13 protein-coding genes and 1 tRNA gene are annotated in these 15836 nt (G+C 57.4%); 2 read left to right on the plus strand and 12 right to left on the minus strand.

The annotated features are described in order from the left end of the window. Nucleotides 1–44: 44 nt before the first annotated feature. The 5 genes from B149_RS0109165 to B149_RS0109185 are packed head-to-tail and all read right to left on the minus strand — an operon-like array spanning nucleotide 45 to nucleotide 5164. A complete protein-coding gene (locus tag B149_RS0109165; RefSeq protein WP_018124890.1) occupies nucleotides 45–1664 on the minus strand; it encodes a DNA repair protein RecN in 1620 nt (539 codons plus the stop codon). 9 nt (nucleotides 1665–1673) lie between these two features. Then, on the minus strand, nucleotides 1674–2858 hold the full coding sequence (locus B149_RS16840; RefSeq protein WP_018124891.1) for an alginate lyase family protein: 1185 nt from the start codon (nucleotides 2856–2858) through the stop codon (nucleotides 1674–1676). Beyond that, the gene (locus tag B149_RS17915) at nucleotides 2851–3333 is read right to left on the minus strand and encodes a GNAT family N-acetyltransferase (protein WP_018124892.1); all 483 of its coding nucleotides are present in this window, start codon (nucleotides 3331–3333) and stop codon (nucleotides 2851–2853) included. Before B149_RS17915 ends, B149_RS16840 begins: the two co-directional genes overlap by 8 nt. Beyond that, nucleotides 3330–4172: an ABC transporter permease gene (locus B149_RS0109180; protein ID WP_018124893.1), complete on the minus strand. Its 843-nt coding sequence runs from the start codon at nucleotides 4170–4172 to the stop codon at nucleotides 3330–3332. Before B149_RS0109180 ends, B149_RS17915 begins: the two co-directional genes overlap by 4 nt. Next, nucleotides 4169–5164 carry an ABC transporter permease gene (locus B149_RS0109185; RefSeq protein WP_018124894.1) on the minus strand — a complete coding sequence of 332 codons (996 nt, stop codon included), beginning with the start codon at nucleotides 5162–5164 and terminating at the stop codon, nucleotides 4169–4171. The genes B149_RS0109180 and B149_RS0109185 overlap by 4 nt, the downstream gene beginning before the upstream one ends. A 174-nt stretch (nucleotides 5165–5338) precedes the next feature. Here B149_RS0109185 and B149_RS0109190 point away from each other — a divergent pair, with 174 nt between their 5' ends. Then, entirely contained in the window at nucleotides 5339–5743 is a 405-nt protein-coding gene (locus tag B149_RS0109190; RefSeq protein WP_018124895.1) for a GNAT family N-acetyltransferase, read from the plus strand. Here the strand turns inward: B149_RS0109190 and B149_RS0109195 are convergent, their stop codons facing one another. Next, nucleotides 5744–6337 (minus strand): MarC family protein, encoded by a 594-nt coding sequence (locus tag B149_RS0109195; RefSeq protein WP_018124896.1) that lies wholly within the window; start codon nucleotides 6335–6337, stop codon nucleotides 5744–5746. Between the two features lie 150 nt (nucleotides 6338–6487). Here B149_RS0109195 and B149_RS0109200 point away from each other — a divergent pair. Beyond that, nucleotides 6488–6563 (plus strand) — tRNA-Ala (locus tag B149_RS0109200). Between the two features lie 77 nt (nucleotides 6564–6640). Here B149_RS0109200 and B149_RS0109205 read toward each other — a convergent pair. From B149_RS0109205 to B149_RS0109235, 6 genes are all read right to left on the minus strand, one after another. Next, a complete protein-coding gene (locus B149_RS0109205; RefSeq protein WP_018124897.1) occupies nucleotides 6641–7828 on the minus strand; it encodes an integrase in 1188 nt (395 codons plus the stop codon). 3 nt (nucleotides 7829–7831) lie between these two features. After that, a complete protein-coding gene (locus tag B149_RS18980; protein WP_018124898.1) occupies nucleotides 7832–8035 on the minus strand; it encodes a helix-turn-helix domain-containing protein in 204 nt (67 codons plus the stop codon). Nucleotides 8036–8243: 208 nt separating this feature from the next. After that, entirely contained in the window at nucleotides 8244–9203 is a 960-nt protein-coding gene (locus B149_RS0109215) for an integrase domain-containing protein (RefSeq protein ID WP_018124899.1), read from the minus strand. A gap of 858 nt (nucleotides 9204–10061) precedes the next feature. Next, a complete protein-coding gene (locus tag B149_RS0109225) occupies nucleotides 10062–12251 on the minus strand; it encodes a DEAD/DEAH box helicase (RefSeq protein WP_018124901.1) in 2190 nt (729 codons plus the stop codon). Further along, complete coding sequence (locus tag B149_RS0109230; RefSeq protein ID WP_018124902.1) at nucleotides 12226–13533, minus strand: ATP-binding protein; 1308 nt, start codon at nucleotides 13531–13533, stop codon at nucleotides 12226–12228. Before B149_RS0109230 ends, B149_RS0109225 begins: the two co-directional genes overlap by 26 nt. Further along, nucleotides 13530–15767 carry a tellurite resistance TerB family protein gene (locus tag B149_RS0109235; RefSeq protein WP_018124903.1) on the minus strand — a complete coding sequence of 746 codons (2238 nt, stop codon included), beginning with the start codon at nucleotides 15765–15767 and terminating at the stop codon, nucleotides 13530–13532. Before B149_RS0109235 ends, B149_RS0109230 begins: the two co-directional genes overlap by 4 nt. Nucleotides 15768–15836 lie beyond the last annotated feature (69 nt).

The following is a 15836-nucleotide window of genomic DNA, read 5'->3' on the forward strand; positions in this document are numbered from 1 at the left end:
TTGGTCTAAGATGGGAAAGGATGTCAATAGGGGGAAGTCCCATATCAGTCGTTGTCGTGAAGGAGCTTGTCGGCCATGGCTTCGCCCTGCGCGCCGCCGCCGGCCATGCGGATCAGTTCGCGACGAATGTCCTCGCCCCTGAGTTCGTCACAGCGGGTGAAGGTCTCGCCGTCCACCACTTCCTTGAGGATGGAGAAGTGCCGTTCGGCCCGGCCCGCAAGCTGGGGCCAGTGGGTGATGAGGATCATCTGCTGCCGGTCGGCCAGTTCGGCCAGCTTGCGCCCCACGCTGCCGAGCGTCAGGCCGCCGATCCCGGCGTCCACTTCGTCGAAGATGAGGGTGGGCAGATGGTCGCCTCCGGGGTTTCGCTTGAGGCTGGTCAGCGCCAGCAGCAGGCGGGAGAGCTCACCGCCCGAGGCGATTTTGTCCAGCGGCTGCGGCGGCTGGCCCGGGTTGGGCGTCCACATGAGCCGCGCTTTCTGGTCGGTGACGCCGTCGTGCAGCGGCACGTCACTGAATTCGAAGTCAATCTTGACGTGCTCGGAAAAGCCGAGGTCGGAAAGTTCGCCTTCAATGCGCAGCGCGAGTTCCTTGGCGGCCTTGCGTCGGGCCTTGCCGAGTCTGCCGAGCGTGTCGGAAAGCTTTTCCACAATCTCGGCCTCGCGGCGTTCCAGCGTCTTGCGATCCAGTGAGCAGGCATCATGGAAGGAGAGCTTCTCTTCCACTTCGGCGGCAAGGTTCACCAGATCGGCAATGTTGCGGCCCATCTTGCGCCGCAGCTGGGAAAGTTTGAAAAGACGCTTTTCGATGTCGTCGAGCGTCATGTCGTCGTCATCGTCGTGCACGTGTTCCGGGCCGCGGCGCAAACGGGAGTCGATTTCGTGCAGCCTGAGCCGGAACTCTTCAACCGCGTCGTGGTCCTGCTCCATGTCCGGGAAAAGGCGGGAAATGATGCCCATTTCCCGCGAGAGCAGAGTCAGGCCGTCGAGCAGGTTGCTGTCGCCGTGAATGGCGTCAAGGGCGTGTCGGAAACATTCGCCAGCCTGTTCGCGTTCCTTGAGGACCGTCTTGCGTTCTTCAAGCGCGTCCTCTTCGCCCGGCTGCGGATTGACCTCGGCGATCTCGCGTTTCTGGAACTCCAGAAAGTCCCGCTGACCGGCGATCTCCTCGCATTTGCGGTCAAGTTCCTCCATCTCCGCCAGAACGGATTTGAGCTCGGTCCAGAGGCTGTTACGCTCTTTTAGAATGCTCGGGTCGGGCAGGAAGGAGTCGAGCAGCTCCGACTGGAAGGCGGGGGAGAGCAGTTTCTGCTGTCCGTGCTGGCTGGTGTGGATGACCAGTTGCGGCTTGAGTTCGCGGACCGCGTCCTGCGAGCTGAGACGGTCGTTGATGAAAATGCGGCTGCGGCCGGTCTCCGCGCTGAGTTCGCGCCGGATGACGGTTTCGCCCTGAGGCAGTATGAACAGCGCCTCCACCTCGGCCTTGTCCGCTCCGGGACGCACGAGCTTGCGGTCCATCTTTTCGCCGGTGATGAAGTCCACGGCGCGCAGAATGAAGGATTTGCCAGCCCCGGTCTCACCAGTGAGGGTGTTCATTCCGGGACCGAATTCCAGTTCCGCGTCTTCGATGAGCGCGAGGTTTCGGATACGCAGCAGTTCGAGCATGTGATCTCGTCAGTAAGCGAGGTTTGAGCGGTCCCGCGCGAGTCTCTCGCGGGGGAGCCGGTGAAGGATTTCTTCGTAACCCGGATTCTTATACACGACGGAAGCCTTTCGTAAAACCCCCGCATAGGGCCATGGAGAAAAATCCCGGGAGTGTATGTGTTGGCATTGTTTCGGCTCGGCCATACAGGGCGCCACCCTGTCCAGCATCTTGCGAAGCGATTTTCCCTCAAACGATTCATGGTGCCAGAGCGAGCAGCAGGTTCCTTCCACGGCGGATGCGAGCGTGAAAAGTGCCTTGAGGTTGAAGAAGGAGTATTTGAGTGGCCTGGTCCGCTTGAGCTCCAGCGGTTGAGACCCGTCCGATTTGCTCTGGATGCTGATGAGTTCGTGTCCCCTTCGCGCCATGTTTCTCGCAATGTCCGGATGTCCGGCATACAGGGAGTAGACCGCCACCTGAGCCGCATGCCACGAGGCCCGGTTGTTCTGGCGCGCCATCTCGCGGTGGCCCTCGGGGCTGTATAGCAGCCATTGACCAAGGCGGCTGAACCAGTCCCGCAGGTTCATGTCGTGCGATCCCGGCCAGTGTGGAGAACCATTGAGCAGAAGCGCCGCGTCCACCACGCGTACGAGCACGTTGCCCACGATGATGCCGCCGCCGGAGTCCTTGTGCCCCGGCCGGAATTGTGCGTGGTGAAGATTCGGATTCATGGCGGTTTCGGGATTGAGAAACCACACCCTGAGGACCTCGGCGCATTTCTCGGCAAACCGCTCGTCCTGCGTGAACCAGTAGGCCAGCGCAAGGGTCTCCGCCATAAAGGCCATGCGCTGCATTCGCAGGGAGTCAAAGCGGGTGCCGTCGGCTTCGGGATTCCTTTTGCCGTCGCGTCGAACGTAGGGCAGTCCGTCCGGCGTGTCGGGGTTCGGCCACCAGTACGGGGAGAGGCTTAGATAGTCGTGCAGCGATATTCCGGCTGGCGTGTGTCCCTTGTCCGTGACGCTGGGACTGTCCTCGTGCAGAAGTTCCCGCGCTTCACGCAGCAGTTTGTCGTAGGCCTGCATGAGCCGCATGTCGCCCTGATGAATGCGCTCCCGTTTTTCATGCAGCACCTGAGGGTCAAAGACGATGGTGTGCGAACGTGCCGCAGCCGGTGCGAGAGTGCAGACAAGGAGAAGGAAGGCCAGCAGCTTATGCATTCGGGCCGACCCTTTTCGATTTTTCCAGGACAGTGCTGCCCGGAACGTCTTTGGAGAGAAATGCGTTGGAGACGGTCCAGCCGTGCTTGCGGTAGAATTCGCGGGCCGTGACGTTGATGTCGTAGACGAAAAGTGTGGCCGACTGGTAGCCGCGGGTCGCCACAAGCCATTCGGCGTGTTGCAACAGGCGGGAGCCGACGCCCTGTCTCATGTGTTCCGGGGCTACCCAGAGTTCGGCCAGGTGAGCCTCCTGAACCTGTACCACCCCGCCGGGGCGCCCTCCGATCTCCGCCACGGCAAATTCCGGCCATGCGCGGCGGGCGAGATCGCCCGCGAGGTCCTTTCGTTCCCAGTTCTCAATGAATTCAGGCGGCATGAACATGGCGTAGCTGGCCTCGAAGGATTCCTTGAGAATGCGTTCAATGTCCGGAATATCTCCGGACGAGGCGGGGCGGATAATGTATTCTTCCATCATTGTCGCAGCCTCGGGTCTAGAATGTCGCGCAGGGATTCTCCGAGCAGGTTGTATCCCAGCACGGTGAAAAGAATGGCCAGACCGGGGAAGACCGAAAGCCACCATGCAACGCCCAGTACCTCTTTGCCTTCGGTGAGCATGTTGCCCCAGCTGGGTTCCGGCGCCTGAACTCCCAGCCCGAGGAAGGACAGGGAGGATTCGACGAGAATCGCCCCCGCGACTCCCAATGTGGCGGAGACGAGGACGGGGGAAAGCGCGTTGGGCAGGATGTGCCGGAGAATGATCCGACCGGGACCGGCTCCAGCGGCGCGTGCAGCCCGGATGAAGTCGCGCTGCTTGAGACCCAGCGTTTCGGCCCGCACCAGCCGGGCCACACCCATCCATGAGGTCACGCCAATAACCGCCATGATGTTGAACAGGCTCGGTTCCAGAAAGGCAATGACCGCAAGGATAAGGAAAAATGACGGGAAGCAGAGCATCACGTCCACGCCGCGCATGATGATTTCGTCAACGAGCTTGCCGAAGTAGCCCGAGATGAGTCCCAGCGCCACGCCGATGGCCGTAGAAATGCCCACGGCCACGAATCCCACCCAAAGCGATACGCGCCCGCCGAACAGGATGCGCGAAAGCACGTCGCGTCCAAGTGCATCGGTGCCGAGGGGGTGTGCGGCGCTCGGCGGCAGCAGCATGGCGTTCACGTTGATGGCGTTGGGGTCGTAGGGTGCGATCCACGGAGCCAGAACCGCCCCGAGGGACATGACAGCCACCAGCGAGGCACCGATCATCAGCAGGGCGTTTCTTGAAAGAAAGGAAGGGCGGCGCAATGGTCCCTTGATCATGCGTCCCTCCCCGAAACACGAATGCGCGGATCAGCCAGTCCGTAGCCGATGTCCGCCAGCAGGTTGCCCGCCAGTGTCAGCACGGCGCCGAGGACCAGACTGCCCATGATGAGCGGGTAGTCGCGCGCCATGACGCCTTCATAGAAAAGCTGCCCAAGCCCAGGCAGGGCGAAGATGGATTCGATGATGACCGAACCGCCGATGAGCGTCGGCACCGAAAGGCCGAGGATGGTGATGACGGGCAGCAGGGCGTTTCTCAGGGCGTGGCGGTACAGCACCGAACGGCTGGAGAGCCCTTTGGCCCGGGCGGTCATGATGTAGTCCTGCCGCAGTACTTCGAGCATCCCCGAGCGCATGTAGCGGGACAGCCCGGCCCAGCTGCCGAAAGTATAAATGAATATGGGCATGGCCAGATGCCGAGCCAGATCCACGAGCTGTTCATGCCACGCCATCTGATCGAATCCCATGCTGGTGAGTCCCGAGATGGGCAGCACCGGCCAGTATATGCCCAGCCAGAGCATGAGCAGCAGCGCGAGCCAGAATCCGGGCATGGCAAAGCCCACGAACACAAGCACCGTCGATATCCTGTCGAACCAGCCGCCGCGTCGCCACGCCGCCGCAACCCCGATTGGAACTGCGATGATCAGCGTCAGCACGAGGCTCGCCACGTTCATGCCGAACGTCAGCGGCAGCCGCTCCTTGATCTTGTCCCAGACGGGCCGATGGTCGCCCGAGAGCGACTTGCCGAAGTCGAGCCGAACGAGCCTGCCGAGCCAGTCCGCGTATTGTACGTGTATGGGTTTGTCGAGTCCGTAGAGTTCCTCAAGCCGCTGACGGGCTTCAGTGTCGGCCTGCGGATTGAGCGTCGTCTGAAGGTCGGTGGGGGAGCCCGGAGCCAGATGGATCACCCAGAAACTGATCACCGTAATGCCCAGAAAGACCACGGCGGTCCATCCCAGCTTGACGAGTATGCGTTTGAGTACGGCGTTCATCGGTGTCTCCGTTGCGACCATTTCTGAACCTGCCGATTTACTTACGTCATTCCCGCCCTCGTTGCAATTGCGGTCGCACGCATCATGTCCCGGAAGGTATCGCAGCGTTGCCAAAAGGATATTTGCCGTTTCACCCGCCCCGGAATACGAAATGATTTACAGGAGGTAGAGACAATGCGGATACGATATTCCACGGAAAACGAATTTACGGCTGAGGAATTGGCGGCCCTGTTTGCGTCTGTGGGGTGGGCATCGGCCAAACGCCCCGGTGAACTGGTTCGCGCCATGCGCAATTCGCATCGGGTGGTGAGTGCACGGATCGACGGGAAGACCGTCGGACTGGCCAACAGCATCTCGGACGGCTGCATGGCGGCCTACGTGCCGTACGTGCTCGTGCATCGCGACTGGCAGGGGTGCGGCATAGGGCGTGAGCTGGTGAACCGGCTGCTGGCCGAATATGTGGATTTTCCGCGCGTAGCGCTCATTTCCTATGCCGATGCCGCCGGATTCTACGAGCGATGCGGGCTGCACCGGGGTGACGGCAAGCTGCCGATGTTCGCGGGGGAACTCCCGTCCTGATCAGGTCAGGAAGTTGCGAACGCCCGTGAAGACGATCTGGGCGGCCAGCGCGGAGAGCACGAGCCCGGTGATCTTGGTGAGCATGGCAAGCCCGGTGCGGCCGATGATCTTCTTGATGGCCGAGGCCGAGAAGAGCAGTGCGCCCACACAGCAGCAAGCCGCCACCAGTGCCACCGCGCCCACGAGCTTGTCCGTGGTGTTCTCCAGTTCCGCGCCGAGGATGAGCAGCGTCCCGATGGTGGCGGGGCCGACGGTAATAGGCATGGCCAGCGGCACCACGGCGATGTCGCCGTCGTCTTCGGGTTCGGGGCGCGCCCGCTTGCCGGACACGAGCGAAACCGCAGAAAGAAAGAGCAGACTTCCCGTGCCGATCCTGAATCCGTCGAGGGTGATGCCGAGTGTGGAGAAGATGGTGTTTCCACCGAAATAGAGCACGAGGCTGATGACCATGACGGAAAGAACGACCCGAAGCGCGAGCTTTCGCTGCGCAGGCACATCCATTTCCTCGGTCATGGAGAGAAAGACGCTGAGCACGAAGAAGGGCGTCAGCAGGAAGAAAAGCTTTATGGTCAGACTGATGAACAACTCTATCATGGGGCACCTCCCGTGGCTTGCGCGGGGACTATGGACGAGGCCGCAGTGAAAAGCAACGGCCATTTTGCATCGCTTTCCATCGATGAGAACCCAAAATTTGCTGTTGACAGCCCATCCCGATTTGGATAAATCCATTTCTCCCAACGCAGTGGGGCTGTAGCTCAGTTGGGAGAGCGCTTGAATGGCATTCAAGAGGTCGTGGGTTCAATTCCCTCCAGCTCCACCACAAGAAAGTTAAGGGTTTCAAGTAAATACTTGGAACCCTTTTTTCGTGCTTTGTGGCGGATTTCAGGAATATGTCCGCTATGTGTCCGCCGCTTCCGACGGGGTGCCGTCCGTGCCGGTCATGCCGTAGCGGGTGGCCAGACGGTCCTGGGGGCCGTCTTCCAGCACACCTTCAAGGTGGCTGTAGCGGTCCGTCATGCGCAGGGTCTTGTGGCCGATCATGACGTTGGTCTCCTTGAGCGTGCAGCCTGCCTTGAGCATGTTCGTGCAGTAGGTGTGGCGGTGGTCGTGGAAGTGCAGGTCGTTGAAGTCGTGGTCCTTGCACAGCCCTTTCCACGCTGTCTTGATGGATTTGAACGGGGTGCCGTCCATGTTGCCGACAACGTAATCCCCCTTGACCTTCACACCGCGTTTTTCCCGGTGCCGGGTTACATGCTCCAACCGGGCTACGAGAGCCTCACGGGTGCGGGGCATGATCCGATGGGTTCGGGTAATACCATTTTTGGTACGGTGGAACGTGATGTGGTTTTCCGAAAGGTCCATATCGGGCCACCGAAGGCTGAGGACTTCCTGGGTGCTGCACCCGTGCTCGACCGCCAGCAGGATCGCCAGGGGCAGGTAGTGCTTTGCCCTGCGCTGTCGGGCCGCCGCAAGCAGCTTCTCGATTTCGAGAGGCTGCTGGGCCTTCTTCCTTTCACTGGCCTTTTCCGACAGGTAGGGGATGTCCCGCGCAATGTCTTTTTCGATCAAGCCGTGCTTCACGGCCTGCGCGAAGACCTGCTTGATGACAAACAATCGGCGGTTCACAAGGACGTTGCAGTTCTTGCCGTCTTCGCACCTGGCCAACAGCTTCGCCTTGGTCTGTTCGGCGACACGGATGCGGTAATCCCGAATGGTGTCCTCGTCGAGATCATGGAGCAGGGTGTGCTTCCATTTTTTCAGGACCGGGGTCATAAGGTAGCCGTACCCGGCATGACTTGCTTCGCCGATCTTGCCTTCCCCCAGCTTTCGATCCCATTCGGCCTGACACAGCAGGGCAGCCTGCCCGAAAGTGGGCAGGGCCTGCTGCTTGGGCTGCCGGGTTTCCTTGGTCGGCAGCCTGCCGCTGTCAAGCAGGGTGCGAAGCCGATTGGCCTCTTCCTGAGCCAGGTCTTTCCGTCTGTACGTCTTGTGGTATTCCTTCCTGCCCGTATCCGGGTTGGTGAAGTTGATAACGTACGCTTTTCCTTTTTTGAGCGAACGGGTCGCGATAGTGACTGTAGCCATAAGCTATGCCCCCTTCGGACTGTTCGCCGCCAAGCTTCTTCGATTTTCAAGGAACGACAGCAGGTCTGTTTCCAGAACAAGCTTTCGTGATCCTATCGCGAGATGGGGCAAGGCGCCAGTCCCGATCAGGCGCGACACAGTCGCACGGTGGACCCGCAAAAGGCAGGCGACTTCCTTGATGGTCAAAAGCTTCGGTGCATCGGTCATTTTGTGATTCTCATAGGAACGGAACGTAAAGCCTCCTACCGCTTGCGCGTACCCGTTTCCAACTTCCCCTTCGGTTGAGGTTGCTATCAATACTCGGCCAACAGGCCAGTTTGACACCGCCAGAGAAGTGAAAGTCAAATGTCGGAGAGGGGGTCGGAGAAAAAAGATGAAAAAAAGTGAAGCCCCGCCGAAAATGGCGGGGCTTCTGCTAACGGGAACTGCCCAGATAGGCGTTCGATACGTCCCGACGGCCAGGCGAATGCCCTGCCGTCACTTCGATTTTGTCGCGTGCTTCGTCATCGAGCCGGGGCCAGTCGTCCCCGGCCGTTGCCTGGGCGGATTCGTGAAATGCCTGAACGCTTTCGTGCTGGTTCGGTGGCTCGAATCCGGTGTGGTCCACATACATCTGTCGGAACCGTTGGTGACGGAGACCATGCAGGGTGCCCCCGGCGTCCTTACCTGTCAGGCCGTGCTTTCTGGCTGCGTAGTCCAGCCGGTGTAACCATACATCGCCCATATTCTCGGGCATGAGATTGTTGATACCTTTCCGGTCGGAAGGCGACGCGTATTCTTCAGCCCGTTCAAGGGCGGCTTCCTGTTGTGGCGACAGGTCGAACAGGGTTCTTGGTCTGCCGCCTTTGGTGCCGTACTGAATGAGAAGGCTATGGTTTTCCCGATCCCAGTCGTTGGGCAGGTCCACCTTGGCCGCCTCTTCTCTCCGTAGTCCGAGTTCATACATCAGCTCGACTTGCGTGGCCGCCCGACCCGCATGCGGATACGACGTGTCGTTCCGCATACGGGTCAGGGTATCTTGAAAGGCTTCCGGGGTGACCGCACGGGACGTCGCGTTGGCGATGGACCCGCGCCTGACCCCGAAGGTCGCGTTTCTTTTACTGATGTGGTCGTTCCCGTAGGCGCGGCAGATGTGGCGCGCGGCGCTGAAGACTTCGGCAATCCTGCCGTCGCCCACACCGTCGGCACGCATGACATCCGCCACGCGCTGGAAATGTTTGTTGGTTACCTTGGTCCACTTTTGGGCTCCCATATTTGCCTGGCGCAAGACCTTGACGAAATGATGGGCCGTCTGGCGGATTCGGTGTTGTTTCGACTTTGGGCCGGACAGGACTGCCCGGTTGATCCCGTACTTGAGGCTGTCGGATTTTCCCATGGGAATTCTCCTTCCTTAAAGGTTCGGGGCAGCGCCCCGGGGCCAAGCAGATGGAACATCTTTCGTCAGCCGAAAGAAATCTGCCTGTGGCGGTAAACCCGCCACGCATCACCAGCTAAGGGAAGAATGAATGCCCGTTTCCCATTGGAAGAAGATTCCGGAAAACCCAGTCAATAAGGGGTGCTGCCCCGCAAGCGCATACGTCTTGCGGATTCAATGGCAGCCGTAGGGGAAGTGCGGCAATGACAAGCGTAGATACCTGCCATTCCACCATCGGCGGGTGCTGCGTTACAGCCTGAGTGTTTGGATTTGGAAATGGCCGTTTGTTTGGAAAACGGCGCGTGGATCGTTGAAGCACAAGGCTTCTTCATGCGTCATCAGTTCGGACTTCGTCACGAACTTATGACGCGCGTCAATGCGTTTTACCTCCTTCTGATTACGGAATTATCCGATGGATATGCTCAAGCATAGGACGCCGCAAAACCTTCGCGCAAGCTCCAGCGGCAGGATTTCTTCACCTCCCGCCGTTTTTGTTCGCGAGCGTGACGCAAGCAGCCGCCAGAGCAAGGCCGAGCCCTTCGGGCGTCCGTCTTCGCCGGACGGCCTTGCTCCGGCGACTTTATTTGCGTCGTAATCTACGCAGGCGACGGCGAGAGGGATGGCGGTTTCGACTCTGGCTCAAGGGATGTTCCTACATACTTTGGGGGATTCCCGCAGATTGTCCACCTTAAGAACCCCGTTCGGTCGTTCAATTAAGGTGAACTCAGGAGCCATTCAGGGAGATAGTCTATTTCATGTCGATTCGGATGTTGTGAGACGACAGTGGACGCAAACAGCGGAGAAGGGCTCGGAAGGAGTTTAGGCGCGCAAATGGGATAAAGCCTTGATAGCCCCTTCAACATCTAAAATGCCGACACTGCAAGCTGCATCGAGCAGGCCGTCATCAAGAAGATAGTCGAATTTTTCTTTGCCTTTCCCTTCCAGAGTATGGATCAGGGCCATCGGGTCTGGAAGCGAGCTTTTCAGGATATTGTTGATGGCTTCATTGAAGTCTGCTGGCGATACCTTATGGGCCGTGAACACCGGACCTACATAATCGACCGAAAGCCCCGACTTGAGCAGAATAAGAAAGATCGTGAAGCAGATTCGATCCCCTTTCCAGACAACAAAAGTCGTGTCGGTACCCTTGGGCAAAACTCCTTGATGCTCCAGGTCGGCTTCCGCGTATGCCTTTCGCGCTTGGGACAGCAATTCCTGACCTTGTTTGTCCAAAAATGAGGGGAGTGCTGTTGCCTTAAGACAATTCCGCATCTCTTCGCGCACCCTGTCATGCACGAACGATCCGCCGCCACCGTCGAATTTGGGGAGTTCGCCGCCTGTGGCGGGTGACACCAGCACCTGTTTTCTCTCTTCATCATACGATTTGATGATCCAGCGCCGTCCGGCAAATATCAAAAATGAATCGGGAACTATCGGATAGACCGTAGTCAAGGTCCCAAGCGTCTTTCCTTCAGAAACGATGCTCACTTCCTCCGGGGAAGTGAAGGCGGCGTAAAAGGTGTAATGCTCGACAATTCGTTCACCCTTTCTGCCTAGGAGTAAGGTTCCGTCGCCAGCTTGTAGAAGGACTTCCTTCCCGCCGAGCACACGCAAGATGTGTTTAAAGACCTCGGGGGCAATATGGTTGAAGGGGCCGGTCCCGCACAATGCGTTCCATGCGGCTGCGGGGTTCATCCCTCCATGTTGTGATATCGAAGACAGAAGTTGCTGGATGAATGTTGAGAGATGCAGCCGGTTGGGGAGTGGGGGTTCATTCCAGCCCTGAGCCAAAAGCTGTATCATGGCCACGGCCTGGACTGTCCTCAGGCGCAGCTTGTCGAAGAGCGACAATTCGGTATCCCATTCGGCTTCCCGGACGTAGGCGCGGAGTATCGCCGGGTCGCCTTCCTTCCTTCCAGAACGTCCGATGCGTTGGCAGAGGCTTGCGACCGAAGGGGGAGAGCCTATCTGGGCGATGCTTTTCACGCTTCCGATGTCTATGCCAAGCTCCAAGGTGTTCGTGCAAAGGACCGATGTGGGGAGGCGATGCTTTTTCAGACGTTCTTCGACTTCTTCCCGGATTTCCTTTGAGAGGCTGCCATGGTGCGGGAAAAATTCATTGGGTACCCGTGCCGCTTCACTGGTTCTGCGGAGCATGTCGGACAAGAGTTCAACGTTTTGCCGGCTATTGGCGAAAGCAAGGTTGTTGCTGCCCCTGAGCGTTGTGAACAGGTGACTGCCGATCGCCTGCCACACGCTTTCCTCATTATGATCCGGACCATCGGATTTGGTTTCAACATATCCTCGGACTTGAATCTTCAGTTCTCTTCCACCTGTTTTCGATTCGATGATGTCGCAAGGCAGGGAGCCGTCATGGCGCAGGAAATCCGAGGCGATGGATAAGTCGCCCAAGGTCGCGCTCAGCCCGATACGGGGGATCTTTCTCCCTGCCGTCATCTCTACTCGATGCATGAGGCTTTGCAACTGCATTCCCCGCTCGGTCCCTATGAACGCATGCAGTTCGTCCACCACGATTCTTCTCAGTGAGCGAAAGGCCTTCCGCAGTTCCGCATGACGTCTGACGAATAAAGCCTCAAGTGATTCGGGAGTAATGAGCAGGATACTTGACGGAGTGCTTAGGGCCTTACCTTTTCTGGATGTGGAAATGTCGCCGTGCCAGGCAAAGACCGGCACATCCGTATTGCGGGTGACGCCTTCCATCCGCTGGAACTGATCGTTGATCAGCGCCTTGAGGGGGATGATGCCGAGTATGCCGACAGCCTCGGGCTCAGCTCTCAAGACGTCGCTTATCGCGGGAAGAAACGCCGCTTCGGTTTTTCCTCCCGCAGTCGAGGCAGAAATGATGACATCCCGATTGCAATCGAGGATGGAGCCTATCGCCTGTTCCTGGATATCCCGAAGGCTGGTCCACCCCTGTTTCCATATCCATCGTTGGATGGACGGGTGAAGGAGTGTGAAGCCCCTAGATTCTGAACGTTGCGAGCTCATCGTCACCCGAGATGTCCTCGATCGATTCCGCACCGCCGTCATCCTTGGTAATGCAAACGGCCTGCAACAGTTCCTGCCAGGAAGCCCCGGGGTTTTGCTCAAGGATCGCCAGCAGGTCAAGAAAGGCCTTGATGGTGTTACGGGGAGTCCGAAAGTAGTCTTGACCGATGGTATTGTTGCAGTGCTCAAGGAATTTCGTCAGGGCGTCATCGGGTAAGGCGTAGGCGTCTTCATTGCCGCTTGCGAAAACATTACGCAACCGCTCCAGAAGCACATACATGTCCTCCGGGGTGAGGTTGGCCAGGTTGATGACCGGGCCGCTCATATCGACATAGTTGCCCGAGGCGAAGGTGTTCAGGGCGAGCCGTGATTGAAGGGCTTCATAACTGAACAGGCCGCGCCTTGTGTCCAGGAGGAAATCGGGTGTGCCTCCCATGAGGAAAGCAAGGCCTTCGCAATTGGCCTGGAGGCAATCGTTCAGTATCCGCAGCAGTTGTTCGTAGTTGTTCTTGCGGCTGACAGAGTTGCTGATCTTATAGAGATTGACCATTTCGTCGATGCAGACGAGCAACCCTCCGTATCCGGCAAGGCGCACGAATTGGGAAAGGATTTTCAAATGGTCGTACATGGATGCATCATCGACGAATGTCCTGACGCCGAGGGCGGCCCGGGCGTCGGTTTTTGTCGTGAACTCTCCGCGCAACCAACGGATCGCATTCTCCTTGGCCGCTTCATCGCCCGAGTCATGGCCTTCCCAGTATGCATTGATGACATCGGCAAAATCGTAGCCACCAACAAGTTCGGTCAGGCTTTGAAGGCGTGTGTGGATGACTTCAGTTGTCTGTACCCCGTTGGCTTTGGATTCCTGGATGGCAGTTGAAATGAACTTTTCAACGATGGAAGACAAGGCTCCGCCTTCAGCCTTAGCTCTTGTAGCCATATTCCTGACAAGTTCTCGGTAGAGAGACTGGGTTTGCCCTTTGGAAGAGTAGAGGCGGCGTTCAGGGGTCATGTCCGCGTGAAGTGTGACGAGCTTCTTTTCAAGCGCGACAGTGCGGACAAGATTCATGAAGAAGGTTTTCCCCGAACCATACTCGCCTATAACCATCCGGAAGGAAGAGCCTCCGTCAGCGACCGTGTTGATGTCTTGCAACAGGCTTTTGACCTCCAACGCTCTGCCGACCTGTACATGCTGAAGGCCAATTCTGGGAACAACTCCGGATCGAAGAGATTTGATTATTGCATCGCGCTCTTTGGTGCGCAGTTTTTTGGGGTTACTCATGCCAACATCTCCTCAAGGACCTCTCGGTTGACTTCTATGTTTTCTTCTTCAAACAGCACTTCATCATCGAAATTATCAAGCGCAGCATCATTCAGTGATTCCAAGACGCCAGACGGCATCAAGCCGAATTTTTCAGCCAAAGTGTTGAAACTGTCCTTGTCCCAGGCATCCTGTTCGCCGAGTGCGACAAGGATGTTTTTGTACGGAGCGTCAAGCCCATAAAAATCCGGGGCTTCTTCCGCTTCGGGCTCCGGCTCCGCGACATCCTCCGCGAAGACCTCTTCTAGGAGTTCGGCAACCTCCTTCGTCTGTTCGCGTTTGAGACGCAGACGGTCGGCATCAAGTTTGACATCGGCTTCGGGAGTTGCGTCCGGGGCAGACGGGATGGAGTAGCCGGTCTTGCCGGTGTCCGCATCTTTTACGGTGACAGGCTGGCTGTCGCCGTTGGCGAGGAAACGATGAATGTGGGTCTGGACGTCACTCGGTTCCATACCCATGGTTTTGTATATTTTTTCCAGTATTTTTATTTCCTTGGGATGAATGATTCCATCCGCTCCAGCCACACTGATCAGGAAATCGGCAACCTTTTCACGCTGTGCGGCACTGAGCCCTGACAGCTTTGCCTTCATACCGGCCATGCTCGGCGGACGGGCAATTATCCATTCGAAAAAAGCTGATAGGCGCAACGATTCTGACAGGTTCAAGCCTAAAGAAGAGGCTAGGTGAGAATTAAGGGTTGAACGTTCTTCTGGCGATACGTCGCCATCTGCGGCTGCTACCAACCCTGTCAAGTGAACAAGGGCGATAGCTTGGTGGTAGCCTGTGCCGGGAGCGTCGTCCTTACCGTCAGGTAACTTGAAGAGGACGATTTCGTCGCCGGCTGCGGGAGTCCGTCCACCATAGCGAGGGTCTGGCTCCATTCCCGTTCCAAGACTACCAAGAATGTTCGCGAGTTGGCTCACTTCTGCCTTGGTGAATTTTCCGGGTGTCTTTGTCGGCCACATATCAATCAAGTCGCTTACCAGGGCGGTTCCCACATCCCCATTCGCCAGTGCACTGCTGCATAGTTGGCGCAAAACGTCCAACTCAGTAGACTTGCGTTTCATGGCAATGGAGCTTGGCAGAAGAGAAATGCCGGAAATTCCTTTTGCCGCTTCCGGATCTTTGCCCATGAGGCGGCTATAGGAGTCCAGTTCAGACATGCTTTGATCCACAAGCTTCCACAGATTCCCCAGAGGGCGTTTAAGCTCGCTTGGGTCCGGAATGTCAACAGTCGAACTGAACCCTCGAAGTGATGAGCTTGCGGGATGATATTCGAGCCTGACCTTTTTCTTGTTTGGGGGGACAATCATGCCTTCCCCATATTTTTCCCGATAGAGAGTCTTGAAAAGGAATGCGAATTCATGCGGGCAACGCTTTGCCGGTACCCGCAATCTGGTTTCCGGGTCTCTGAGTACCCATTCCAGGGCCAAGTCCCAAGGTATCGGTTTTCCTTCGGCAACGTTTCTGCCAAGTTCTATTTTGAAGCTTGGCGGATATACTCCTCTGGCAATTTTGTTGGGGTTGATTTCCGATTTGTGGGTGTCTTCACCGATCAGGACACTGACAAGACCTAAGAAGTTCTCACAGTATTGCCTGAATGAGCGGTTGTCGCCGTAGATGGTCAGGAGGTCACTTAGCTCGTCACGTATGTGGTGCAATTCGTCCTGCGCCATCTTGCCATGCAATACACGTCTTTCCAGTCCGTAAAAAAATAGGAAGACATATCCTATATAAGCACCTTCGACCCGCCGCCCCTTGACAAGCCAGTCGATATAAGCGGCCCTGGCTTCGGGTGAGATCCGGCTGTATGAAGGCCAGTAGGACATCCCATGATTATCCGTGCACGACTTGTCGGAGCTTCTGGAAAGATCGGGGTTGATGAGGGCCGGGTCGGCACCGTACCCGCTCAGTGCGCCAAGCCCGGTACCAACGTAAAGCATCCCTCCTTTGATGGCGTGCCCGTGTATCTCGACAGACTGGCCCGGAGGAATCCAGCACTCCTCATCGGACTGTGTCGCTTTGAAACTGTAATCATCATAGTCGTCGTAATCGTCATGGGAATAGGTGACCCGGACCTCGATGCTGTTGGCCAAATTTTCGAGTTCTTGCTTGGCCTTCTTTTTGAAGGAGGCTTTTTTGATGAAATGAACAATGAGCCAGATAACCAAGACTGCAACGATGGCGTTTCCCATGATGAAATCCTTTTGAGATTGAAAAGATACGGTCTATGCTAAAGTGTCGTTACCACTTTTTCAATATAA

The organism is Desulfovibrio oxyclinae DSM 11498, assembly GCF_000375485.1.
Taxonomy (GTDB): domain Bacteria; phylum Desulfobacterota; class Desulfovibrionia; order Desulfovibrionales; family Desulfovibrionaceae; genus Pseudodesulfovibrio; species Pseudodesulfovibrio oxyclinae.